The sequence below is a fragment of the Bacillus sp. ISL-18 genome (genome assembly GCF_018613415.1).
In the GTDB taxonomy this organism is placed as follows: domain Bacteria; phylum Bacillota; class Bacilli; order Bacillales; family Cytobacillaceae; genus Neobacillus.
This window is the reverse complement of record NZ_JAGGQG010000002.1, coordinates 535726-559808: the sequence shown is the minus strand read 5'-3', so window position 1 is coordinate 559808 and position 24083 is coordinate 535726. Positions and strand designations below refer to the sequence as shown.

Annotated in this window: 28 protein-coding genes and 1 pseudogene; 9 read left to right on the top strand and 20 right to left on the bottom strand. The window is 38.4% G+C overall.

Annotated elements, in window-relative coordinates:
• Nucleotides 1-108: 108 nt before the first annotated feature.
• The 4 genes from J7E81_RS02765 (at nt 109) to J7E81_RS02750 (ending at nt 3313) form a co-directional block, all read left to right on the top strand.
• Nucleotides 109-981, top strand: a complete 873-nt coding sequence (locus tag J7E81_RS02765; protein ID WP_215040608.1) for a metallophosphoesterase — start codon at nt 109-111, stop codon at nt 979-981.
• A gap of 95 nt (nt 982-1076) precedes the next feature.
• Nucleotides 1077-1556 carry a YkyB family protein gene (locus J7E81_RS02760; RefSeq protein WP_215040607.1) on the top strand — a complete coding sequence of 160 codons (480 nt, stop codon included), beginning with the start codon at nt 1077-1079 and terminating at the stop codon, nt 1554-1556.
• 242 nt (nt 1557-1798) lie between these two features.
• Entirely contained in the window at nt 1799-1999 is a 201-nt protein-coding gene (locus J7E81_RS02755; RefSeq protein ID WP_215040606.1) for a hypothetical protein, read from the top strand.
• Nucleotides 2000-2158: 159 nt separating this feature from the next.
• The gene (locus tag J7E81_RS02750; protein ID WP_215040605.1) at nt 2159-3313 is read left to right on the top strand and encodes an aminotransferase A; all 1155 of its coding nucleotides are present in this window, start codon (nt 2159-2161) and stop codon (nt 3311-3313) included.
• A gap of 50 nt (nt 3314-3363) precedes the next feature.
• On the opposite strand, the gene J7E81_RS02745 is transcribed toward J7E81_RS02750, so the two are convergent.
• The 11 genes and pseudogenes from J7E81_RS02745 to J7E81_RS02695 form a co-directional block, all read right to left on the bottom strand.
• Nucleotides 3364-3543, bottom strand: coding sequence for a hypothetical protein (locus J7E81_RS02745; RefSeq protein WP_215040604.1), 180 nt, complete (start codon nt 3541-3543; stop codon nt 3364-3366).
• 73 nt (nt 3544-3616) lie between these two features.
• A complete protein-coding gene (locus tag J7E81_RS02740) occupies nt 3617-4498 on the bottom strand; it encodes an NAD(P)-dependent oxidoreductase (protein ID WP_215040603.1) in 882 nt (293 codons plus the stop codon).
• Between the two features lie 158 nt (nt 4499-4656).
• Nucleotides 4657-5130, bottom strand: coding sequence for a hypothetical protein (locus J7E81_RS02735; protein WP_215040602.1), 474 nt, complete (start codon nt 5128-5130; stop codon nt 4657-4659).
• Between the two features lie 274 nt (nt 5131-5404).
• Complete coding sequence (locus tag J7E81_RS02730) at nt 5405-6040, bottom strand: FMN-dependent NADH-azoreductase (protein WP_215040601.1); 636 nt, start codon at nt 6038-6040, stop codon at nt 5405-5407.
• Between the two features lie 112 nt (nt 6041-6152).
• The gene (locus tag J7E81_RS02725) at nt 6153-6296 is read right to left on the bottom strand and encodes a hypothetical protein (protein ID WP_215040600.1); all 144 of its coding nucleotides are present in this window, start codon (nt 6294-6296) and stop codon (nt 6153-6155) included.
• Nucleotides 6297-6543: 247 nt separating this feature from the next.
• A complete protein-coding gene (gene ptsP, locus J7E81_RS02720; protein ID WP_215040599.1) occupies nt 6544-8256 on the bottom strand; it encodes a phosphoenolpyruvate--protein phosphotransferase in 1713 nt (570 codons plus the stop codon).
• Nucleotides 8256-8522, bottom strand: a complete 267-nt coding sequence (locus tag J7E81_RS02715; RefSeq protein WP_215040598.1) for a phosphocarrier protein HPr — start codon at nt 8520-8522, stop codon at nt 8256-8258. The genes ptsP and J7E81_RS02715 overlap by 1 nt, the downstream gene beginning before the upstream one ends.
• A gap of 372 nt (nt 8523-8894) precedes the next feature.
• Nucleotides 8895-9194 carry a glycerol-3-phosphate dehydrogenase/oxidase gene (locus J7E81_RS02710; protein WP_215040597.1) on the bottom strand — a complete coding sequence of 100 codons (300 nt, stop codon included), beginning with the start codon at nt 9192-9194 and terminating at the stop codon, nt 8895-8897.
• On the bottom strand, nt 9127-9537 hold the full coding sequence (locus J7E81_RS02705; RefSeq protein WP_215040596.1) for an FAD-dependent oxidoreductase: 411 nt from the start codon (nt 9535-9537) through the stop codon (nt 9127-9129). Before J7E81_RS02705 ends, J7E81_RS02710 begins: the two co-directional genes overlap by 68 nt.
• 16 nt (nt 9538-9553) lie before the next feature.
• Nucleotides 9554-10355 (bottom strand): annotated as a pseudogene (locus J7E81_RS02700) (FGGY-family carbohydrate kinase); the annotation flags it as partial.
• An 18-nt stretch (nt 10356-10373) separates the two neighbouring features.
• A complete protein-coding gene (locus tag J7E81_RS02695) occupies nt 10374-10568 on the bottom strand; it encodes a hypothetical protein (protein ID WP_215040595.1) in 195 nt (64 codons plus the stop codon).
• A gap of 224 nt (nt 10569-10792) precedes the next feature.
• Between J7E81_RS02695 and J7E81_RS02690 the strand changes: the two genes are divergently transcribed.
• Complete coding sequence (locus J7E81_RS02690) at nt 10793-10981, top strand: YkvS family protein (RefSeq protein WP_215040594.1); 189 nt, start codon at nt 10793-10795, stop codon at nt 10979-10981.
• 86 nt (nt 10982-11067) lie between these two features.
• Here J7E81_RS02690 and J7E81_RS30425 read toward each other — a convergent pair whose 3' ends face one another.
• The gene (locus J7E81_RS30425; RefSeq protein ID WP_235743018.1) at nt 11068-11187 is read right to left on the bottom strand and encodes a DUF6254 family protein; all 120 of its coding nucleotides are present in this window, start codon (nt 11185-11187) and stop codon (nt 11068-11070) included.
• A 147-nt stretch (nt 11188-11334) separates the two neighbouring features.
• Between J7E81_RS30425 and J7E81_RS02685 the strand changes: the two genes are divergently transcribed.
• Complete coding sequence (locus tag J7E81_RS02685) at nt 11335-11946, top strand: CPBP family intramembrane glutamic endopeptidase (RefSeq protein ID WP_215040593.1); 612 nt, start codon at nt 11335-11337, stop codon at nt 11944-11946.
• 23 nt (nt 11947-11969) lie between these two features.
• Here the strand turns inward: J7E81_RS02685 and J7E81_RS02680 are convergent, their stop codons facing one another.
• Complete coding sequence (locus tag J7E81_RS02680) at nt 11970-13019, bottom strand: YkvI family membrane protein (RefSeq protein WP_215040592.1); 1050 nt, start codon at nt 13017-13019, stop codon at nt 11970-11972.
• Nucleotides 13020-13236: 217 nt separating this feature from the next.
• On the opposite strand from J7E81_RS02680, the gene J7E81_RS02675 reads away from it, so the two are divergent.
• Entirely contained in the window at nt 13237-15396 is a 2160-nt protein-coding gene (locus J7E81_RS02675) for an ATP-dependent Clp protease ATP-binding subunit (RefSeq protein WP_215040591.1), read from the top strand.
• A gap of 38 nt (nt 15397-15434) precedes the next feature.
• Here J7E81_RS02675 and J7E81_RS02670 read toward each other — a convergent pair whose 3' ends face one another.
• The 3 genes from J7E81_RS02670 to J7E81_RS02660 all read right to left on the bottom strand — a co-directional run bounded on the left by J7E81_RS02670 (nt 15435) and on the right by J7E81_RS02660 (nt 18768).
• A complete protein-coding gene (locus J7E81_RS02670; protein ID WP_215040590.1) occupies nt 15435-17129 on the bottom strand; it encodes a M3 family oligoendopeptidase in 1695 nt (564 codons plus the stop codon).
• A 90-nt stretch (nt 17130-17219) separates the two neighbouring features.
• Nucleotides 17220-17660, bottom strand: a complete 441-nt coding sequence (locus J7E81_RS02665; RefSeq protein WP_215040589.1) for a MarR family winged helix-turn-helix transcriptional regulator — start codon at nt 17658-17660, stop codon at nt 17220-17222.
• A 115-nt stretch (nt 17661-17775) separates the two neighbouring features.
• Entirely contained in the window at nt 17776-18768 is a 993-nt protein-coding gene (locus J7E81_RS02660) for a phosphotransferase enzyme family protein (protein WP_215040588.1), read from the bottom strand.
• 128 nt (nt 18769-18896) lie between these two features.
• Between J7E81_RS02660 and J7E81_RS02655 the strand changes: the two genes are divergently transcribed.
• The gene (locus J7E81_RS02655; protein ID WP_215040587.1) at nt 18897-20132 is read left to right on the top strand and encodes an MFS transporter; all 1236 of its coding nucleotides are present in this window, start codon (nt 18897-18899) and stop codon (nt 20130-20132) included.
• 65 nt (nt 20133-20197) lie between these two features.
• On the opposite strand, the gene J7E81_RS02650 is transcribed toward J7E81_RS02655, so the two are convergent.
• Nucleotides 20198-20719: a hemerythrin domain-containing protein gene (locus J7E81_RS02650; RefSeq protein WP_251028403.1), complete on the bottom strand. Its 522-nt coding sequence runs from the start codon at nt 20717-20719 to the stop codon at nt 20198-20200.
• 226 nt (nt 20720-20945) lie between these two features.
• On the opposite strand from J7E81_RS02650, the gene J7E81_RS02645 reads away from it, so the two are divergent.
• Entirely contained in the window at nt 20946-21293 is a 348-nt protein-coding gene (locus J7E81_RS02645; protein WP_215040586.1) for a hypothetical protein, read from the top strand.
• A 179-nt stretch (nt 21294-21472) separates the two neighbouring features.
• Here J7E81_RS02645 and J7E81_RS02640 read toward each other — a convergent pair whose 3' ends face one another.
• The 3 genes from J7E81_RS02640 to J7E81_RS02630 are packed head-to-tail and all read right to left on the bottom strand — an operon-like array spanning nt 21473 to nt 24076.
• On the bottom strand, nt 21473-21757 hold the full coding sequence (locus J7E81_RS02640; protein ID WP_066252392.1) for a ferredoxin family protein: 285 nt from the start codon (nt 21755-21757) through the stop codon (nt 21473-21475).
• On the bottom strand, nt 21757-23052 hold the full coding sequence (locus J7E81_RS02635) for an FAD-dependent oxidoreductase (RefSeq protein WP_215040585.1): 1296 nt from the start codon (nt 23050-23052) through the stop codon (nt 21757-21759). Before J7E81_RS02635 ends, J7E81_RS02640 begins: the two co-directional genes overlap by 1 nt.
• The gene (locus tag J7E81_RS02630) at nt 23045-24076 is read right to left on the bottom strand and encodes an electron transfer flavoprotein subunit alpha/FixB family protein (RefSeq protein WP_215040584.1); all 1032 of its coding nucleotides are present in this window, start codon (nt 24074-24076) and stop codon (nt 23045-23047) included. The genes J7E81_RS02635 and J7E81_RS02630 overlap by 8 nt, the downstream gene beginning before the upstream one ends.
• Nucleotides 24077-24083: the final 7 nt, after the last annotated feature.

Genomic DNA, 24083 nt, shown 5'->3' with positions numbered 1-24083 from the left:
TGGCTGCTTTTTAGCATTTTTTCACTTTTTTTGAATAAACACATACAAACAACCTTTTTATTAGACAGAGATATACTTTTATCGTTAAAAAGGCAGGATGGTTATACTATGATTAAAAAGCAAACAAGAAGAACGTTTTTAAAACGAATAATCGGTTCATTCCTGACGGTTCTCGGATTAAGTTCAGGGGGCTATTTTTATGCCAATCGCATTGAGCCCTCCCTGCTAGAAATAAACGAATTGGATATGAACCACCCCTTAATCCCAAAGAGTTTTGAAGGAATAAAAATTATTCAATTTAGCGATACTCATCTTGGTTTTCAATACGATTTAGCACAATTTAAAAAGTTAGTGAACAAAATAAACGACTTGAATCCGGACATTATTTTATTTACGGGCGATTTAATGGATGAACCCAATAAATATTCCAAATTAAAGGATTTAGTCCCACTTTTAGAGCGATTACATGCACCTCTTGGGAAGTATTGCATTTATGGCAACCATGATCACGGCGGCTATGGCTCAGAAATATATCGGAATATTATGGAATCTACCAATTTTAAAGTTCTTTTAAACCAGTCTATTGCTATTAAAGTAAAGGATGGAAGCAGCTTTTACCTGATTGGAATTGATGATGCGATGTTAGGAAATCCTGACTTACCATTAGCCTTGAAAAATGTGCAAACCAATCACTTTAACCTTTTGTTATCTCATGCACCTGACCTTGCCGAGGCAGTTTCACGCTATCCTATTCATTGGCAGCTTAGCGGGCACAGTCATGGTGGACAAGTTAAACTGCCCATGCTAGGGGCATTGATAATCCCCCCATTTGCGCAAATGTACCCTGAGGGTCTCTATACGGTCGAAGGGAAATATCCCTTGACTCTCTATGTTAATCGAGGGATAGGGACAACACGTTTGCCATTTCGGTTTATGGCTAAACCTGAGCTGACGATTTTTACACTTAAATCATCTGGGTAAGTTGCACGAAGAGGGGGAAAATATTTTCAACTTATTTCTATTTTCCTAAAAAGAAGGTATAATATAGATGTTTTTACAGAATGAAAGGAGTCCATATGTTGAATCATGATCAGAGTTATCCTCGAACTAAATTAAACCTAACGATTGAGAACCTCTCCCAAGCTGTTTTTATCGTGAATCGCCATGCAAAAACAGCCATAAACCCCAAATTTTTATACAAATTAAAACAAGAATCATTAAAAAAATTGATTGATGAAGGAAAGGCCAAGAAAATTGGTCTCCATTTTTCCGATCATCCGCGAAATAGCCAGCAGCAATCCGATGTACTAGTTGAGTGTGGAAAATATACTTTTCATATTCCCCCTACAAAATCAGATTTTCAGGATCTTCCCCATCTCGGAAAACTAGATGGCAGTGTTAGAAATCCCAAGGCTCATATCTCTCTTAGTGCAGCTAAAGCCCTACTTCAATCCTATACAGGAATTTCTGAATGGGAGAATCAAGCTTCTTCCCCTCGAACAAACCAACGGACCTACCAAAAACCTATATTCAAAAAATTAGGTGAACGTTACTAATGAATCCAACCAAAGCCAGGAGGTGTTCTGGCTTTTTTTAATTTTTTGCTAATAGTATCGATTTGCTGCCTAATTTCCACGCCGAGCAACTGTCTTGCGAAAACGCTTTCTTATTTTTGTTACATCTTCTTGAGAATTTTGTGAACAACTGTTGCGACTCATAGACTACTTAATGAATTCGACTTACAATAATGACGTACTAAAATTTAAGCAGGATTAAACTAATAAAGAGGTGCTTTACAATGAAGGGAACAGCTATCCTTTTTCAGGAACGGAATATTACGTTTATTGAAGATGTTGAACATTCCTTTTTCGAAAACATCAAAGAACAATGTGATTGCAATAATTGCATATGTAAACTTAATAACAAAACAGTAGATTTCGGATCTGTGTCACCTGTTTTTTGGCACGAAGATGAAATCGATTGGGCATACGGATATTGATAAGTAAAAAGTTCATATATAACCAACAAAAAACGGTCTTGATCAACAATTCAGACCGTTTTTTTATTTTGGATTAATGTAAAAACTGGAATGGTAGAAATTCACCCTCAAAATAGTCTATAATCATGATAATTATTGTATCGCGGAAGGATGTACATAATGGAGCACTTAATAAATAAAAGCGTTAAGAATATTGAAATCTCTGGAATTAGAAAATTTTTTAATCTCGTCGCAGATATAGAAGACCTTATATCCTTTACAATTGGACAGCCAGATTTCCCTACCCCTGGCCATGTAAAAGCAGCGGGAATTCGGGCAATCGAAGAAGACTTTACCTCCTATACTCATAATGCTGGCACGCTTGAATTAAGAAAAGCAGCATGCGAATTCGTTGAAAAAAAATATAATTTACACTACAAAGCAGATTCAGAAGTCATCGTTACAATGGGTGCTAGTGAAGCAATTGATATTGCTTTCCGGACGATTCTTGGAGAAGAAGCGGAGGTTTTATTACCCGGACCTATTTATCCAGGCTATGAGCCGATTATTCGGATGATGGGCGCCGTCCCAGTACACGTTGATATTCGGAAGAACCAATTCCGTTTTACATTAGAAATGATTAAACCATTTATTACAGACAAAACGCGCTGTATAGTCCTGCCTTATCCCTCTAATCCTACCGGCGTGAGTCTATCTAGCAGTGAATTAAAAGAGATTGCCGAGTTTATAAAAGAGAAGGACATCTTCATCCTTGCAGATGAAATCTACAGTGAACTTACCTTTGAGCAAAAACATACTTCAATCGCCAGCTTTATAAAAGAGAAAACGATTGTCATTAACGGTTTATCTAAATCACATTCGATGACAGGCTGGAGAATTGGTTTTTTATTTGCCCCTGAATACCTCACCAAACATATTTTAAAGGTTCACCAGTATAATGTGTCCTGTGCCAATTCCATTGCCCAGAAAGCCGCGTATGAGGCCTTGACGACTGGTATCAATGATGCCGATATAATGAAAGAAGAGTATAGTAAAAGAAGAGAGTATGTTCATAACCGTTTAACCGGTATGGGACTGGAGGTTGTGAAGCCTGATGGGGCCTTTTACTTTTTTGTAAGAATCCCCGACGCTATTCCATTAAACAGTTTTGACTTTGCCCTAAAACTTGCTCTTGAGACCAAGGTTGCCGTCGTTCCGGGCAGTGCATTTTCTGAATATGGAGAGGGTTTCTTCCGATTATCGTTTGCTTGTTCGATGGCTGATTTAGAACGAGGACTCAACAAAATGGAATCCTTCTTTAAACAATGGAAATAAGGTTACTGTATAAAACCCTCACAAGACTTGTGAGGGTTTTACTTGTTTGATTACTGTCCTTTATATTTACCGTTATTTTTAGAGGCTTTTTCTTTCTTCGCTTTATCTTTGTGGATTTTATTAGTAGCAGCAGAACCCATTTCATGGGCGAATTCTTCATTTAATACTGCCGAGTCAAAGCCTTTTTTATTTTTTTGCTGCGGATCATTCTTTTTGGTCCGTTTAGCCATCATAATCCCTCCTATCAAGAATTAGTTTCTTGAAGTCAGGTTTAATTTATTCGAGCCAAAAAATGGCCGCAAACTATTCGTTTTTCCAATATTTATATAGTGCTTGTGTACCGCTATCCTCTTCACCCATTTCTGCTAATTGCTCATACAATGATCTCGCCAAAGACAAACCAGGAACTTGCATATCCATTCTCTCAGCTTCCGCTAAAGCAATTTTCATATCTTTAATGAAATGTTTTATGTAAAATCCAGGTTCAAAATTACCCTTTAACATTCTCGGAGCAAGGTTGCTTAGAGACCAGCTTCCTGCAGCTCCAGTGGAAATACTTTTTAATACAGTTTCAGGATCTAATCCCGCTTTCTCTGCATAAATGATGGCTTCACAAACCCCAATCATGTTTGATGCTATGGCAATTTGGTTAGACATTTTGGTATGCTGGCCAGCTCCGGCCTTCCCTTGATAAACAATATTATTGCCAATAAGCTCAAATAAAGGTTTAACGGCTTCAAAAGCTTCCTCTTCACCTCCGACCATAATTGAGAGCGTTGCCTCTCGAGCACCCACATCTCCGCCAGAAACCGGAGCATCAATGGTCTGAATTCCTTTTGTTTTGGCCGCTTCAAAAATAGTCCCTGCTAGTGACGGGGATGATGTAGTCATATCGATATAATAACTACCGGCTTTACCATTTGGAATTAACCCGTTTTCACCTAAGTAAATGTCCTCGACATCTGTTGGGTAACCAACGATGGTAAAAATAACATTGGCCTTTTCTGCGACCGCTTTTGGGGTTTCTGCCCACTCGGCACCGTTTTCTAATAGTTCATTAGCCTTTCCCTTTGTTCTAGAATAGACGACTAACGGATATCCAGCTTTTAATAAATGCCCTGCCATACTTTTCCCCATTACACCTGTTCCAATAAAACCGATTACTGTATTTTCCGGTACTAACAAATCAACTCATCCTCCCTTAACTAATTCTCTCCATTTTACCATTTCTCCGCAAAATTAGCATAAATAAGACCGGTACGTTAAACGTCCGGTCTTAGTGCTCCATCTCCAAATTTATGCACATACTAAGATTGTCCCATATAAATAGTTCTTAAACATGTTTATAACTCCGAAGAAAAATTTGTTAAATAAGCACGCCCCAACACTTCTTTATCATTAAATACTTCAATTGAAACAGCCTGATCCTGCTCAATCAAATTGCGAAGTTCCTGTATATTTAGATCCTCTTTTAACGGAAGCGGGTCCATAAATATGTACTTCTCACTAAGCCCTTTTGTTTCTAAATAATCCCCGTTTTGAACTTGCTCTTCACCATAAATAATCTCTCTTTTACCAATAGCACGTGCTAGTTTATCATCATGAATGGTTACCTTCACCTTATATAATTGGTGCCCATCTAATATTTCATTATTAATCCGGAATCGAAATTGAAGTTCATTATTTTTTGTAAGCAGGGCGTCTGCATAGCGGTTGACAATCAATTCATTTGAATAAAGTAAGCCGCAGCCACTTAAATATCCAATACAAACGACTCCTATGATAAAGGTACCTATTAGTCGGATTTTCTTGTTCATCCATAACACTCCCTTTTATTCTTACCCTAGCCATAATACATTGGTAATAAACATTTAGAAGGTCGTTTCGTGGAAAAATATATCTACTTAACTTCCGTTTACCATACCACCGAATACAAGATAGGCATTTCCTGTCTTATATGAATGGGATTCCATAAGACTTCCATCCCTCCTTTTAAATAGATCTATTTTTATTATACAAGATTTTAGGAGGAAACCCTTGGAAAAACAATAGAAAAATGAGACAGTTTTCTGTCTCATTTTCATATCCAGATTAAAATGTGTGTGCTAAATCCTTTGCTCGGTTAATGGCATTCTCTTTTATTTCCTGCGCCTTTTCCGGCATGGCATTATGCCCCTCAACGAATAACCCTTCAAGACTTGGTACACCAAAGAAACTCATCATAACACTGATGTAGCGATGACCCATTTCAAGTTGTGCAGCAGGTCCCTCAGAATAAAAACCGCCACGTGCTTGGATGTGTAATGCCTTTTTATCCGGTAAGAGTCCAATTGGTCCATTTTCAGTATATTTAAAAGTTTTTCCTGCTACTGCAACAGAATCAAGGTAAGCTTTCATAATAGGCGGAAAAGAGAAATTCCAAAGCGGAGTAACAAATACATATTTATCAGCTGATACAAACTGATCACTTAGTTCATTTAATCTTCCCACTTTTGCTTTTTCATCAGCAGAAAGTTGATCAAATCCCTGCCCTGAACGAAGTTTGCCCCAGCCACTGAAGACATCAGCATCAATATGTGGGATATTTTCCTTATAAAGATCTATGTGGATTATTTCATCATTCTGATTCACTTGTTTATATTCATTGATAAATGCCTTACCTACTGCCATACTATAGGACTGTGTTTCATCATGCGGGTGAGCTGTAATATACAATACTTTAGCCATTTTCATTCACCTTTCATGTTAATTTTTAAGTCATTTTAGTATGAATCAAAAAGGCTGATTATAATCAAAAAAGGAATTTACCAAATCCGGCAAATTCCTTTTTAACCATACATTATTCGAGTGTATCCAAAGAGAAAGGGTTACGACCAATGTTAAGTCTCATTTCATCAGTCATTTGAAAGGGTTCATTAACCAATGCCTCCGCTGCTTGGCTAAGTTGTGAACTTCCATCATAGTGTACCGGTTTTTGTTCCATTCCCATTCACCTCCATCAACTCATATCATTATCATATGTACTTTTAGGCCCATTTACTTATCAAACATTTTTACTTCTTTATACCTACAAAACAGATAAAAAAATAGAAATTAAAGGTCCTAATACCCTTTATAATACCTTATTTTTCCCATTATAAAAATATAATATTTACTAATTTTAAATAATTCAAAATGTTTATATCAAAAAAAGACCAACTGCATGTAGTTGGTCTTTTTTCTATCATTATTTACTTTGTTGCATTATTAACAGCTTCGATAACTTGGCTCGTGGTTTGCATGTTTAATACTTCTTGAGCCAATTTTTCCATATCGGATTTCTTCAAGTTCCTAATAAGAGAACGAGCCTTCAAAATAGAAGTTGCACTCATAGAGAACTCATCAAGCCCTAAACCAAGAAGGACTGGAATGGCCGTTTCATCTCCAGCCATTTCACCGCACATGCCTGTCCATTTTCCTTCAGCATGTGAAGCATCAATCACCATCTTGACTAGTCTTAAGATGGATGGACTGTATGGCTGGTAAAGGTAGGACACACGCTGATTCATACGGTCTGCAGCCATCGTGTACTGAATCAAATCATTGGTACCAATACTAAAGAAATCTACTTCTTTAGCGAATTGATCAGCTAGAACAGCAGTAGAAGGAATTTCTACCATGATTCCAAGCTCAATTTTTTCAGCTACTGTTTGACCTTCTGATAGAAGCTTAGCTTTTTCCTCTTCAAGAATGGCCTTTGCAGAGCGGAACTCGTCTAAAGTAGCAATCATTGGGAACATAATTTTTAAATTCCCATAGCTGCTAGCTCGTAAAAGTGCACGAAGCTGTGTCCGGAAAATATCTTGCTCTTCCAAACATAGACGAATCGCCCGGAAGCCCAAGAATGGATTCATCTCTTTTGGTAAGTCTAAATATGGCAGTTCTTTGTCCCCGCCAATGTCCAATGTCCGAACAACGACAGGCTTGCCTGCCATACCTTCTAGGACAGCTTTATAAGATTCGAACTGTTCTTCCTCAGTTGGAAGCTGGTCACGGCCCATATAAAGGAATTCTGTTCGATATAAACCAACAGCCTCGCCGCCATTAGAAATAACACCCTTCAAATCGTTAGGTGTACCAATATTAGCCGCCAATTCAACGTGATGGCCATCGGCAGAGATAGTTGGCTCATTGACAAGCTTAGCCCATTCCGCTTTTTGTAGTTCATATTCTTCATGAGTTTTACGATATTGATCTACAAGTTCAGGGGTTGGATTAATATGTACTTCCCCTGTAAGTCCATCAACAATCACAAGATCGCCATTGTTAATTTCCTCTGTCGCTGTTTTTGTACCGACAACAGCTGGAATTTCAAGTGAACGTGCCATAATAGCTGAATGTGATGTACGTCCGCCGATATTTGTTGTAAATCCTTTTACAAAATTACGATTTAATTGGGCTGTGTCAGAAGGAGTTAAATCCTCTGCAATAATAATAACCTCTTCGGCAATCATGCTTGGATTAACAAGCTGAACGCCTAACAAATGCGCAAGTACACGCTTGGTTACATCACGAATATCAGCTGCCCGCTCTTTCATATATTCGTTATCCATTTGTTCAAACATCATAACGAACATATCTGCTGTTTCTTTTAAAGCAGATTCCGCATTTACTTGATCAGATTGAATTTTGTCTTCAATCGGTGCATTTAGTTCCGGATCGCTTAGAACCAGAAGATGCGCTTCAAAAATCGCTGCTTTGTCGGCGCCAAGGTCTACTCGAGCCTTATCACGAATTGCTTCAAGTTCAGATTTTGAAATTTCCATCGCTTTTCGGAATCGTTCTATTTCAGCTGTTACATCCTCAACTGATTTTTTTTCAAACGATAAATCCGGTTCAACAAGACGGTATGCCTTCGCGATTGCAATACCGTTTGAAGCAGCAATACCCTTTAAAAAAGTCATTATTCAGCCAATCCTTCTTTTTTCATTGTATCTTCAAGTGCTTGTAATGCATCGTTAGCATCGTTGCCTTCTGCTGCAATTTTAATGTCTGCGCCTTGGCCTACACCTAGAGACATAACACCCATAATAGATTTTAGATTAACGGTTTTCCCTTTATATTCTAAAGTGATTTCAGAATCAAATCTGCTAGCTGTTTGTACTAATAAAGTCGCTGGTCTTGCGTGAATCCCTGTTTCTGCAACTACTTTAAATTGTTTTTCTGCCATGCTCAATCAAACTCCTTTATAAATAGTAAGAATAAAACTTGCCTTAACTAAAATAAACATTTCTAATCATTTAGTCAACTAAGAAGCTAAACGACTAGTAAGTAAATTTAGTTCATTTCGCTTTATTTTTCCAAATATAAAAACAATCATACAGTATTTTTATTTTAGATAAGCGAATATTTCATACATGCTAGAATAACATTTTCTCCTTTTTCAGACAATACTTATGTTTAGTTTTTTGAAATGTTCACAAATCTGTCAAAAACATTTATAATCTGCCAAAAACCTCCGCATTCTTTTAAAGATTTTATTGGTGAAAATGAAGAAAGCTGTCAAAAGCACAGACAGCTGGAAAAGTATACTTATATATTTTTAAACTTCTTCTCTATCTTCAGGAAATACTGCAGCCCTTAAAGCTTCTTCTAACTCTTGAGAATAGTTCTTCTTATCGTGATCTGTCCAATTAAAACGCATTCCCATATAGGCTATAACTTGCTTTTTCCACTTGTTCACCAAATCGATATTAAACAGGATTGCTCCGGTCCGACGATAAAAGAAGTCAATTGGTGTAACTGTCATTTCCTCCTCGATTCCATAGACCAGCTTAGCAAATAATGACGGAGGAAGCCCATATTTGTTTACATCCTCCTGATTTTTTCCAATAAAGGACACAGTTCCAGCGTTCGCTCGGTACAATCTGGTTAATTTCTCTCCTTCTTGGATTGTTAACCACCCATGGACCAGCTGCATTGACCACTTTTTTGGCTCTAATCTTAGATGTTTCACCACTAATTAGGTCCTTTGCTACAGCCCCGCAAATTTTATTATTTTTATATACAAGTTCTTCTATTTTAGTATAGTTACACGCGATTGCGCCTTTTTCAAATGCCGTTTTTATTACCTCTATTGTTAACCGCGCGTCGTCCGTGCGATATTCAACATAATACCCTCCTCCTTTTAAACCAGACGTCCTAATCAGAGGTTCCTTGATCATCGTTTCTGCTACGGTTAACATGCTCCGCCGCTCCGATTCCGCCATCAACCCTAAGTGTTGTCAATTCAATCCCGGAATCCGCCTCCATTGCGGATAATACGTCTTTTGTTTGATAGGCAAGTGATTCGAGTGTTGCCCGGACAAAGTGTTCTTTCGAGGTCCCACGGGTTAAACCAAAAACAGCCCCTCTTACATCACTATCCCAATAAGGTGTGCCCAGCCCGACAAATGCCGGCACTACGTACACCCCGTCGGTTGATTCTACTGTCTCAGCATATCTTTCGCTTTCTTTTGCTTCTTTTATCATTCTTAATCCGTCCCGAAGCCATTGGATGGCTGACCCCGCTACAAATATACTGCCTTCAAGTGCATATTCCACCGTCCCATTGATCCCCCAGGCGATGGTAGTTAATAACCCATGTTCCGAACGAACCGCCTTACTGCCGGTATTCATTAACATAAACCAGCCTGTGCCATAGGTATTTTTCGCCATCCCCTTTTCAAAACACGCCTGGCCAAATAGTGCTGCCTGCTGGTCACCTGCCACTCCAGCGATTGGCACCTCTTTACCAAAAAAATGACTATCTATGGTAGTGGCATAAATTTCTGACGAGGGACGTACATCTGGCAGCATCGATTTAGGGACGTCTAAAATCGTTAATAATTCATCATCCCACTTTAGCTCAAAGATATTAAACATTAACGTTCGTGAGGCATTTGAATAATCGGTTACATGTGCCTTGCCGCCAGAAAGCTTCCAAATGAGCCATGTATCAATCGTTCCAAATAGCAGTTTTCCTTGAGCCCGCCTTTTCACGTGTCCCCTCTACGATCTTTAAAGCTTTCTTCAGGGCTCACTAACTTCTTGGTTCTTTAAGATATTGATAAAGGACATCTCCACCACGCTGCCCGATTCCACGGAAATGTTTAAAATCCTTCCTGCCCACTAATACCTTTCTAAAATCCATAAACTCTTGATTGCTCACATAATACTCAGAAAGTTCCCCAGTCATAAGTTTATCTAATATTTCTTTTACTAAATCTTCCTTCATTATAAGCACCACCTTCACCCTATATTTTAATGGAAATAATACTTATTCTCCACCCAGATTTTGTAAGCGTTTCCGATTCTTTTTTTACCGAAACTTCATAAACTATATTAATTCAAAATAATTAACATAATTTACAAATAAAAGCCTTTACGAAATGAAAAAGTTAGTGCAAACTGTTATATAAACATTCATTAATAGTTTTTAAGAGCAAAGGAGAGAGACTAATGAAAAAAGCAGAAGTAGGAAATATCATTGAATTTCGCGGTGGCCTGAAAGGGATAGTTGAAAAGGTAAATGAAAACTCTGTTATAGTCGACCTAACACTTATGGATAATTATCGTGACCTCGAATTGGATCAGCGTACAGTGGTAAATCATAAAAACTATAAAGTGATAAAAGAAAGCGCTTATTAAGTAATAGATTGGTAGAAATGGCAGCGATTTACTGCCATTTCTACTGTGAGACATCAGATATCTCGCCAAATGGCGAGATTTTTTATTTATCTTCCCTGATCCGTTTCTTTAGAAATCTGCTTTAAAGACTTCACTTTACCATGGGGATTCTGATCCTGTTTCCGAACTGTCCATTCCCGTTCTTGTTGGCTTTTAGATTTACTCAACTAACTCACTCCTTTCCTCATTATTTTTACCTGGGGATACGTTCTTATCAGCAAAATTAGATAAAATGTTTAAAGAAATCATTTCCTTTTAAAAAACATCTTTGTTAAAATGAATTTTATTGATTGTAAAAAAAGGAGCTAGTTAGGATGGAAAAACGCTTCCTAGATATACGACTTATTTTTGGTTTCATCATCGCACATGCACTTATTTATTTTTCATTCCATGATAAAACAATATTTTGGTATATTTTCACAGGATCAATCCTTATTCTCATAGCCTATGCCATGTTCCAAGGAGAAGTGGATGATGAGGCATCATTTGCCAAATATATATTTTTCGGAGCTTTATCAGGTTTCTTATTATATTTTATTTTTTGGTTTGGATTTAAATCTATCCAAATAATGGATCTTCCTTTTGAAAAATCTATTAAGAGATTGTACCGTTGGTATGCCCCGAACGCTTTTTGGCAGTATATTGCCCTTATATTGGTTGCTGCACCAGGAGAAGAACTTTTCTGGCGCGGATTTATTCAAAAAAGTCTGTTAAAGTATTTCAAACCTATTTGGAGCATTTTACTTGGTGCTGCTCTTTACGCATCCGTTCATATGTATTCAGGTTCTTTCTTATTGGTTTTTGCAGCCTTTCTGTCGGGAGCTGCCTGGGGAGGACTATATTATTGGAAAAGAAGCATGCCGCTTGTCATTGTCTCACATCTCATTTTTGATATGATGATTTTTATGATTATGCCATTAACATAAGAACAGCTGTCCGTTACAGCTGTTTATTTTTTTTTATCCATGTGAAAAGGCTTCATCCACAGTAATATAAAAAAGGTCATGCAGATATAGCCAAACAACGGATATAAATAGGATAGTAACGTACCATAGTTCACAAGACTTATCAGATAGGAAACTAAAAAAATCGCCGCAACGGAAACAATAGTAGGAATGGATAAATATTGCTTCAATTGACGATCAAGCCCAAAGACATTTCCAATTACTGATGTGAAAATTTCCCCATAAATCACAAGAACATAAATCCAATAAAGGAATGGTGCCAAATTTTTCATGACAATCGCCATTGGAATATTGTACATGTCAAGATCAGGCAGCATGATTAAGGTAAAATGACTCGCACATAAGATTAATGTTAACGCAGCACCTCCGAGAATCCCCCCCCATTTAATCGTCCAATCATCTTTGACCTCCGTTGCAATTGGTACTAGAACGGCCTGAGCAAGCCCAAGATTCAATGCAACATAAGAAAAAGGCGCTACTACACTTTTCCAGCCATCGTCAGCATGAGGGATAAATAATAATTGATCGATAAAATTCGGTAACTGTATTGAAAATACCATCAGGATTAAACTAAAACTAATCATTAAGGGAACTACAAACGTATTCACCGCAAATAGCCCTTTTGTACCTACTAACATCACTAGTATTGAAAGAATAATGGTCAGAAACACACCGACGTTCTTTGATAGACCCAATTGTTCTTCAAATACTGCTCCTGCTCCTGAAAGCATCACAGCACTAACACCAAGTAACATAAAGAGCATAAAAACATTGATAATTCGGCTTGGCCATTTTCCAAATAAATACGCATTGAACTCTTGATAGGATTTTGCATCTATATAGGCGGCCATCCTCATAAGCTTCGAACCCAAAGCAATGAAAAGATATCCGCTTATGATTATACTGAGTAAACCGAAGAAACCAAATCGAGAAAAAAACTCAACAATTTCTTTTCCTGTCGCAAATCCGGCCCCTACTACAGTTCCCACATAAACTGCAGCAATTTGAAAAGCTTGAGTCCAACTCTTCTTCACCTCATCTCCCCCTTATCATCAATATATGTGACAAGGAACAAACAAAGACGAGCTTTTTTATGTTTAAGGAAAGAGATTTACGTTGTCTTTGGTAATCATTTCTATAAACAAACTACTTGAAAGTCAAAAAAGGTCAGAGTATACTATGTTCATAAGGTCAAATATAGTCAAAGTCAAACTTATAAATAATTTATCGATACTAGGAGGTAATTTGCTTATGCTTTGTCAACAATGCCAGCAAAATCAGGCCAATGTACAAATAAACTTAAATTTCAATGGACAACGTAAGGAAATGAAACTCTGCCACGAATGCTATGCAAAAGAAAAGCAATCCCTAGGAGCAGGATTTGGTTCAAATATGAATTCATTTTCTAACTTCCCATTTGATAACTTTTTTACCGCTAAAGGATTCCCACAAAAAGATGCGATGATGGACCAGCCATCTCCTGACGGGGACATGCATAAGAGTCATAACGGTTTTATCGATCAGTTTGGAAGAAATCTTAGCACAATGGCAAAGGCAGGTTTAATTGATCCTGTCATTGGTCGTGATGAAGAAATTAACCGAGTAATTGAAATTCTAAATAGAAGAAATAAAAATAATCCGGTCTTGATTGGTGAACCAGGTGTCGGAAAAACGGCAATTGCAGAAGGTTTAGCGTTGAAAATTGCAAGCGGTGATGTCCCTGCTAAATTACGCAATAAAGAAATTTATTTATTAGATGTTGCCTCACTTGTTGCAAATACCGGTATCCGTGGTCAATTTGAAGAAAGAATGAAACAGTTAATCTCAGAACTACAGAATCGAAAAAATATCATTCTCTTCATTGATGAAATTCATCTACTTGTTGGCGCCGGTTCAGCTGAAGGTTCAATGGACGCAGGGAATATCTTAAAACCAGCCCTTGCAAGAGGTGAATTACAAGTAGTCGGTGCTACCACATTGAAAGAATACCGTCAAATTGAAAAGGACTCTGCATTAGAACGCCGCTTCCAGCCCGTTCATGTTCTTGAGCCTACACCAGAAGCAGCAATTGAAATTTTAAAAGGTATTCAAAAGAAATACGAAGACTATCACGACGTCACTTATTCTGAGGAAGCCATTCACGCTTGTGTACAGTTGTCCCAACGTTATATCCAAGACCGCTTTTTACCGGATAAAGCCATTGATTTACTAGACGAAGCCGGCTCTAAATTAAACCTTACTTTAGAGGACATAAACACGGAACAAGTGGAACAACGCTTAAAAGAGATTGCACACGAAAAAGAAGAAGCACTCAAAAATGAACAATACGAAAAGGCAGCTGTACTTCGTGATGAGGAAGCAAAATTAGAAAAGACAGTAAATGCCGCCCCATCTGGAATCCGACCTGTTGTTACCGTCTCTCATATTCAAGAAATCATTGAAGAAAAAACAAAAATTCCAGTTGGTAAACTACAGCAAGATGAACAGCTTAAAATGCGAGAATTAGAAGCTAATCTCAATAAAAAGGTTATCGGGCAGGAAAAGGCGGTTAAAAAAGTAGCGAAGGCGATCAGACGAAGCCGTGCTGGCTTAAAATCGAAGTATCGTCCAATTGGTTCCTTCCTGTTTGTTGGTCCGACTGGAGTTGGTAAAACGGAGCTAACTAAAACACTTGCCGAAGAATTATTTGGCAGCAAGGATGCCATGGTTCGTCTAGATATGAGCGAATATATGGAAAAGCACAGCGTATCTAAATTAATCGGTTCCCCTCCAGGTTATATTGGCCACGATGAGGCAGGACAGTTAACAGAGAAGGTCCGCAGGAACCCTTATAGCATTATTTTATTAGATGAAATTGAAAAGGCCCATCCAGATGTTCAGCATATGTTCCTGCAAATACTTGAAGATGGTCGTCTTACAGACAGTCAAGGAAGAGTGGTAAGCTTTAAAGACACAGTCATTATTATGACAAGTAATGCAGGAGTAAGTCACAAAACCATTCACGTAGGGTTTGGAGCTAGTGATGCAATTGAGGAAGCAAGCATCCTTGACTCCCTTGGCAGCTTCTTTAAGCCGGAATTCTTAAACCGATTCGACAGCATTATTGAATTTAATGCCCTTGATAAGGAGCATATCTTATCAATCGTCGAATTAATGGTCCAAGATTTACAGGAAACATTAACTGAGCAAAACATTGAATTCAGTATTACCAAAGAGACAAAAGAAAAATTAGCTGAGCTAGGCTATCACCCAGCTTTTGGCGCACGTCCACTTCGCAGGGTAATTCAAGAGCAGCTCGAGGATAAGATTGCTGACTTTATTTTAGAAGAACCTGACGCTAAAAAATTAGTCGCTGTCCTAGAAAATGGGGAATTAATGGTCGTTTCTGAAACTGTCTCATGTCAATTCTAAAAAAAGCGAAGCCGCGATTTTAGCGGCTTCGCTTTTTTTTATAGTTTTTGATCCTCAACAGAGTTTAGCCATTCTTCAATCACACCTACAACCGACTCAACACAGCCGTCTTCAAAAGGTGAAATTAAGTTAGCTGCCTTGACCAGTTTTGTAAAAGAAAGACTCCCGCCAAGCTTACAAAGCTTAACATAATCCGCCCATGCCTCTTCGCTATTTTCGATCGAACGCTTCCAGAATTGGAAGGCACAAATTTGGGCAAGCGTATAGTCAATATAATAGAAGGGTGAATTATAAATGTGACCCTGACGCTGCCAAAAGCCGCCGTTCTCTAAATAGACATTGCCATCATAATCCTTATGTGGTAAATACTTTTTTTCAATTTCCCGCCACTTATGTTTTCGTTCTTCAGGTGAGGCAGAAGGATTTTCATAAACCCAGTGCTGAAATTCATCTACAGAAACCCCGTATGGAAGGAATAACAAGGCGCTGCTTAAGTGGGTAAACTTATATTTATCGGTATCCTCTTTAAAGAATAAGTCCATCCATGGCCATGTGAAAAATTCCATACTCATGGAATGGATTTCTGCGGATTCATAGGTTGGCCAGTAATATTCAGGTATTTCAAAATGACGGCTCGAATACACTTGGAAGGCATGACCAGCTTCATGTGTTAAGACATCTATATCGCCAGATGTTCCGTTAAAATTTGAAAATATGAATGGAGCTTTATAATTCTCAATAAATGTACAATAGCCTCCGCCAGCTTTTCCCTTCTTAGCAACAAGATCCATTAAATTACTTTCCTGCATATAGCTAAAGAAACTACCTGTCTCTTTAGAAAGGTCTTCGTACATTTTTTGACCGTTTTCAATAATCCATTCGGGATCGCCTTTTGGAACAGCATTTCCGGATTGAAAATTAAAGCCTTCATCATAGTATTTTAATTGATCTACACCAATTCTTTCTTGCTGTCGTTCTTTTAACCTGGTAGCTATAGGAACAATGAAATCCTTTACCTGATTACGAAAATTTTCTACCATTTTTGCATCATAATCGGTTCTCATCATACGATAATAGGCAAGTTCAACAAAGTTTTTAAACCCTAAACGTTGAGCAATCTCTGTTCTTACTTTGACCAAATCATCATAAATTCGGTCTAGTTGTTCTTCATGTTCAGCAAAAAATCCAAATTTTGCTTCACTTGCCCTTTTTCTCATCTCACGATCCCGAGATTCGGTGAAGGGGTCTAATTGGGCAAGTGTTCTTTCCTCCCCTTCAAAATTGATCTTAGCTGAGGCAAGCAGTTTTGTGTACTCCGTTGACAGGCGGTTTTCCTTTTGTAGTAAGGAAACAATTTCAGGCTTAAAGGTTTTTAACTGTCCCTCCGCTAAGGCAAAAAGTTGCGTTCCCCACTTTTTTTCTAACTCGGCGCGAAACTTCGATTCAACTAATTCTTGGTAATACTTAGTTACCAAGCCCTCTACCTCAGGCTGAATTTCATCCATAAAATCTTGTTCTTCTTTATAAAACTCATTAGTGGTATCAATTGAGTGGCGAATATAACAAAGATTAAACATGGTGCCAAGATCATTTCGAAGTTGATTAATTTCGTTCATAAACCCGCTTTGTGCCTCAACTGTATCCGCATTTTTAAAGCCCTCTAATACTTCATCAAACTTGGCTGTAACTTCGTCGAGATTTGGCCTTTTATATGTATAATTTTCAAAGCTCATGTCAGAACCCCTTTCCATTTTTTCAAGTCTATCAATTCGACACTTTCTAATAGTATTCCTTTAATAAAAAAAATACGACCATTGGCCGTATTAAAATTTCCCTGCCGGTATACCTAATTTTTTCAGTAAGTCTATGGCTAACGTTTTTTCCGAATCGGACAGGCTAGACATCAGCGTATCAATTTGTTTGGCATGTTCAGGAAAAATTTCCTCAATAAATGTTTTTCCTTGTTCTGTAATTTGGGCATATGTGACCCGGCGGTCATTCGGACAAGCAATTCGTCTGAGTAGTCCCTTTTGTTCGAGCTTGTCAACTACATAGGTAATACTGCCGCTAGCCAGAAGAATTTTTCCGCCAATCTGCTGCATTGGCTGATCACCTTTATGATATAGAAGCTCTAACACTGCAAATTCCGTTGGATTCAAGCCTTTTGTTTGAATAGCTTTATTTACATGTTCATTAATCGCTTTATATGCTCTAGAAAGGACTATAAATAACTTTAATGACTTTTCTACTGATTGATTGTCCATAAGAAACTCATCCTTTTAAGTTTTAATAAAATCTGGAAGGATTCAATTAAGAAAATTATCTTGATTTCAAAATTAATTATAAAAAATTTTTTTATGTCTGTCAAATTCCCTTATTTTATAAGGGGTTTTGGACGATTGCCTCTTTTTGAATGATTCTCTTCCTTAATTCCAACAATAGGTGATTTAACCGGTCGTTCCGGTCCTGCGGAGAAATCTTTTTATGAAACACAGAGTAAAGCGTTATGTCCCTCAGTCTTAGAAAAAGTGACAGCTGCTCTTTCCAGTTCTCCGGAAGAGGATGATATACTTCATAGCCCCTCGTAAAATGACTTAAGAAAAACTTAGAAAATGTTTTCCTTTCCCCCTCTTTTGCTTTACTGCATCCATAAAGTATCGAATAATATAACGGAATGGCTATGTCAGATACAAACCAATGATAACTGGAATCATCAAAGTCAAACACATGGACCTCTTTCCCATCGTAGAAAAAGTTCCCGGAATGGATATCCGAATGGATGAGACCAAAATTATCTAGGTTCTGCGGCAGCTCTCGTAACTCGCAAATTAGCTGCTGTGTATTTTCAATTATTTCAGGTTCATGTGAAAAAAAGTCTTCACCCCGGAGCAATTCCTCTTCGTACCAATAAGGACGCATGCTATCGCCCTTTTTTGGTTGATACCGTTTTGTGATCCGGTGCATTTTACCGATTTCTCTCCCCCAGGCATAAAACAATTCCTCGTTGAAGGTGTGAGAATTTATTTTTACAGGTTCTCCCCTGACCTTTGAAAAAAGACAGGCATAAAAAGAAGTTCCATCTGCCGCTTTTTCAGTTTGTATGAAATCTCCAGTAGGCAAAGGTATGACCTCTGGACAATTTACGTCATTTTTAAAAAGGAAATCCATCCAATTGAGTTCTGCCCCAATTTCTGTTCGTTTTCGATGTGAACTATGTGTAATCCTTAATACCAGCGGTTTTCCATCCTGATAAACCTCAAATACATAATTTTCAAAGTCCCCCAGCTTTCTAACCTTATCTTCCAATTGAAAACAACCTAAGAAATTATCCAAAATAGTCTGGGTAAATAAAACTTCAACCGACTTTTCCATAAATCCCCCTTTTAACCATCTCTTTTTTTATATTTTTATTTTTTAATTTCGAAAATAGAAATAATTGTTTTTTATTTTAGTAAATAAGTAGTAAGATAGGAAAAACAATACAAAAAAGAAGGGATAATATGAATCAACCAGCTGCTTTATCAACAAAAGCTTCGAAGGCTTCGGAATCAACTATGTTTAAAATTCTGCTTATTATCGGCCTCTGCCATTTATTGAATGATGCCATTCAAGCGGTTGTACCTGCAATGTTCCCCATATTAGAAAAATCAATGGGCTTAAGCTTTACCCAGTTAGGTATCATAGCTTTTTCGTTAAATATGGTTTCATCCGTTATGCAGCCGGTCGTTGGTTTTGTTACAGACAAAAAGCCAATGCCCTTTGCCCTGCCCATCGGTCTGTCTTTTACACTATTTGGAATTCTCGGCTTAGGATTTGCGGGTAATTTTGTACTGATTGTACTATCGGTTATATTCATTGGTCTTGGCTCTGCCGTGTTCCATCCTGAAGGTTCCCGGGTGGCTTATATGGCCGCTGGGAGCAGACGGGGGCTCGCACAATCTATTTATCAAGTAGGCGGCAATACAGGGCAGGCATTGGCACCTGTTATTACTGCCCTGCTATTGGTTCCACTCGGGCAAATTGGTGCATCGTGGTTTACCATCGTTGCCGCAATAGCGGTTATATTACTCATATATATCGCAAATTGGTATCAACAAAGATTACTAATTGCCCCTCGGGAAGTGAAAAAGAAAACAAGTGCTAATGTGAGCGCGGGATTATCGAAAGAAGTTAAAAACACGCTCGCATTCATTTTACTGTTAATTTTTGCAAGAACCTGGTATACGTCTGGGATGACAAACTTCTATACCTTCTATGCTATTAAAGAATATGCATTATCTATAAAGGAATCTCAGCTCTTTTTATTTGCATTCTTAGTAGCAGGTGCGGTTGGGACTTTTTTTGGAGGACCGCTCTCAGATCGATTTGGAAAGAAAAACATTATCTCCTTTTCAATGTTAGCAACTGTTCCTTTTTCGATTCTTATTCCGCATGTACCGCCAACATTTGCCTTTATCTTTCTTATTCTTGCAGGGTTTATCCTCATGACTAGTTTTTCGGTTACGGTTGTGTATGCCCAGGAGTTAGTTCCAGGAAAGATTGGTACTATGTCCGGGTTAACTGTCGGCCTTGCGTTCGGAATGGGAGCTATAGGTTCTGTTGGACTTGGGTCGATTGCTGACTGGATAGGCTTGCAATCCATGATCACTTGGCTCGGTATTCTTCCGCTACTTGGTCTAATCGCCTTCCTGCTTCCAAGTGATCAAAAGGTCACGGAATGGAATCAACAAGGTTAATTTTCTTAAGTATTACATGGATCAAAAAACGAAAAAAGGATGAGCGCTGCCCATCCTTTTTTCGTTTAAATATCTTGTATCTTCCGTAATAACTCCTTTTTTTCCTCATCTGACAGCATTCTTTCAGCCATTGGAAATAACACATTTTCCTCTTTGTTAAAATGGTCAGTTAAAATAAAGTAAGCATTTTGCACTAGTTCAGCTAATTTCTTCTTTTCCTCAGTAGTCGATTCCCCAACTTCAGCCCGTTGAAGAAAGGCACCGATATTTGACTTTGCCTGTTCATGTTCATATTCCATTACGGCAATGGGCCCAGAAGTGGTACCAATATAAACGCCCATCATAGGAAATAGAACACCTTCTTCTCTCTCAGAATGCGGATCTAAGGCACCTTTAAATTCTTTGACCTTTATAATTAATTCTTTAAAATTTGCTTCCACATCAATTTCTTGATCCATTTTTTTCGTTAAACTATATAATCCTTCCATTTGAGCTCTTAAAGCAGGATGTTCACCTTTTAAACGGGCAAGACCCTCACTTAACTCCCCTTGGTCCATACCGCCAAAACCACTCATGCAGCTACTCATATTCCATTCACCTCTATATCGTTCCTGTGATTTAAGTATATAAATATCCGATTAGCCATGTAGTGACGGAGGTCACTTTTAGAAGCCATTTTTTACAAATGGGTGTAATTGTGAAAATTTTATGAGGAAGTTAAAAATTTTTTGAACAGTTTTAACAATTATCACACAATTAAGGGGTTATCGTTTCATATAATATAGATATACCTAATTCGGGAGGGTGATATAGATGAAAACTCCAAATTATCATGATTTTTATGAAAAGGCTTTAATTCCCATCGGATTAAATGACCTGCAGTCGTTAAAAAATACCGAAGCTTATTGTACTGACCAACCCTATACCCATTGGCTGATAGCAGTTGAAGGAGTTCAGCTTCCACAACCCAAAATATATTATCACTGGAAAGTCAGTATTTATCCTGCAACAGACGAGGGAGACTTTAATTGGAAGGCACCCTATTATTGTTCACCCCATTTGGAATTAATCGATTCTGCGAATACATTGGCTTCCTCATTAGTTCAATCAAGCAAAAAGGATGAACTTTCCTCCGCCACTCTTTTAGAGAAAATCAGCTAAATCCTCTTCAGCCTAACCCTCTGCTTCACCTTCTTTTTACTCCTATTTGTGAAAAAACTTACATATCGTAATAAACGTGCAAATGTCTTTTATCACCAATCCAAGAATGATAAAATACTTTTTTCCTGCATAAAAAGAAGTGCTAGTTGCTCCAAGCCAACCAGCACTTCTTTTTATTTTTAGGCTAACCGAAAAACAATTCCGTGACCGCCTTTTGGGTATTCCCATTTTATATTTTGATAGGGGCAGCCGATTCGGCAGCTGCCGCACTCATGACAGCCTTCATAACCTACTTGCATCCTAGTTCCTTCCCACTTATACACTTCAGCAGGGCAAAATACTGTACAAATTTTATCGGGACATTTTGTCATACATACATCATGATCAAGTACAGTTAGATGCGATTTCGTGTCACACTTAAAACGGAGAAGATACTGTTTTTCTTCGATATTCTTCGTTGACATTATTTCACCGCCTTCCAGGCACGATAAATATCCTGAATAACTCGAATAGTTCCTTTTTCTGCTGTCACACTCTTCATGATTTGTTTTTGTTTTTCCCGTTTCGGTGTTCCGTCGACTGTAAAGAATTTACTCATTGCCTTATTCATCATTGGAACATATTCATTGAAGTATTGCGGGTATTTCTCAAAGGTATGGGCAGCATCTTTATATTTTTCTAAGTCTTTTATAATAAAACTATCATACAGCTTTTCACGGTAAAGATTTAAGCTCGACTCAGAAAAATCACCTCTCGTCTTAGCTTCAATAACGGTTTCAGCTGCTAATAAACCTGAATGCATTGCCATATTGGAGCCCTCACGATGGATGGCATTGACTAGCTGAGCGGCATCGCCAACCACAATGACTCCATTACCAGCAACCTTAGGAACAGAACGGTAGCCTCCTTCAGGAATAAGATGGGCTAAATATTCTGCAGATTCCCCGCCAGCAATCAACGGTTTTACCATCGGATGATTTTTCAAGTAATCTAATAGATCGTATGGCTTCAATTTTGCTTTAATCATACTAGATAGGGTTGTTCCGACCCCGATATTTAAACTGTCCTTATTCGTATATAGAAAAGCTGTTCCCAGGTTGCCTTTTGTTGAATCTCCAAATATCTCAATCGTGCAGCCTTGATTATCCTCTAAATTAAAACGGTCATTAATTTTTTCTTTTGGAAGATTAATAACCTCCATAACGGTTAAAGCTACTTCATCAGGGCGAAATTCTTTATGGAAACCTAATTGTTTGGATAGAAGAGAGTTTACCCCATCTGCCAGTACCACAACATCTGCATATACTTCACCATCTGGACGGTCCGTCCGGACACCAACAACCTTGCCATTTTCAACAATACACTCTAGCACTACCGTTTCATTGATCAGCAGAGCTCCGGCCTCCACCGCCTTCCCGGCAAACCATTGGTCGAACTGGGCACGCAGTACGGTGAAATTATTATATGGTTCCACCGCCCATTCAAGACCTTTGTAACCAAAAGACACAACCGATTCCTTATCCATCATCCAAAAACGCTGCTCAATGACCGGTCTCTCAAGAGGGGCTTCCTTCCAAAACTCAGGAATGAGTTCTTCCATCTGCTTGCGGTACAAAACACCGCCCATAACGTTTTTTGCTCCTGGGTATTCACCTCTTTCAATTAGTAAAGTTTTCAGGCCATTTCGTGCACAAGTGAGGGCACATGCTGTACCTGAAGGCCCGGCTCCCACCACAATCACATCAAATTTTTCAGGCATAACTAATTTCACCGCCCTTTTCCGTCTTGAGCTGCTTAAATTGCTGTATTAATTTAGGGACAATTTCCATCGCGTCTCCTACAATTCCGTATGTTGCAACATCAAAAATAGGCGCATTCGGATCTTTGTTAATGGCGATGATAAACTCTGAGTTTTTCATCCCAACCACATGCTGGATCGCACCAGAGATTCCAATCGCAAAATAAATCTTTGGTGTTACCGTTTCACCAGTTTGACCAACCTGTTGTTCGTGCAGAAGCCAGCCTGCTTCCACAACATCGCGAGTCCCGCCTACACTGGCACCAATGGTTTCAGCTAACTCATGAATAAGCTGAAAGTTTTGCAAATCCCCCATACCCTTACCACCGCAAACAATTACATGAGCTTCAGCAAGGCTAGCCTTTTTTGTTACGTCATTCACAATTTGCAGCACTTTTGTACGCATATCTTCTTCTTTTAGGTCAATTTTCTCTTCAATTACCTTACCAAGTCTTGCTGCATCCGGCTCTAATGCCTTCATAACCTTTGGCCGAACAGTTGCCATCTGCGGCCGGTGCTTCTTACATAGAATGGTTGCCATGATATTTCCACCAAACGCTGGTCTGCTTGCCTCAAGTAATCGGTTTGATACATCGACATCCAGCATGGTCGTATCTGCAGTTAACCCGGTCGATAAATCGGTTGCAACTGCACTCGCTAAATCCTTCCCATTCGGTGTGGCCCCATATAGGATAATTTCCGGTTTATATTTTCTTGCCAACAGCATAACGCCCTGCATATAAGATTCAGTCCTGTAATGTGTTAAGATCGGCTGATCAATAACATAAACTTCATCCGCACCGTAAGAAATCACTTGGTTGACCATTTGCTTAACTCCATGCCCCAGTAAAAAACCTGCTAATGGAACTTGTAATTTATCCGCTAATTTTCTCCCCGCACCAAGCAGTTCGAGTGAAACTCCCTCAATTTTATTACCGTTTTGTTCAATAAATACCCAGACTCCCCGATAGTCATCAAGATTCATATAAATC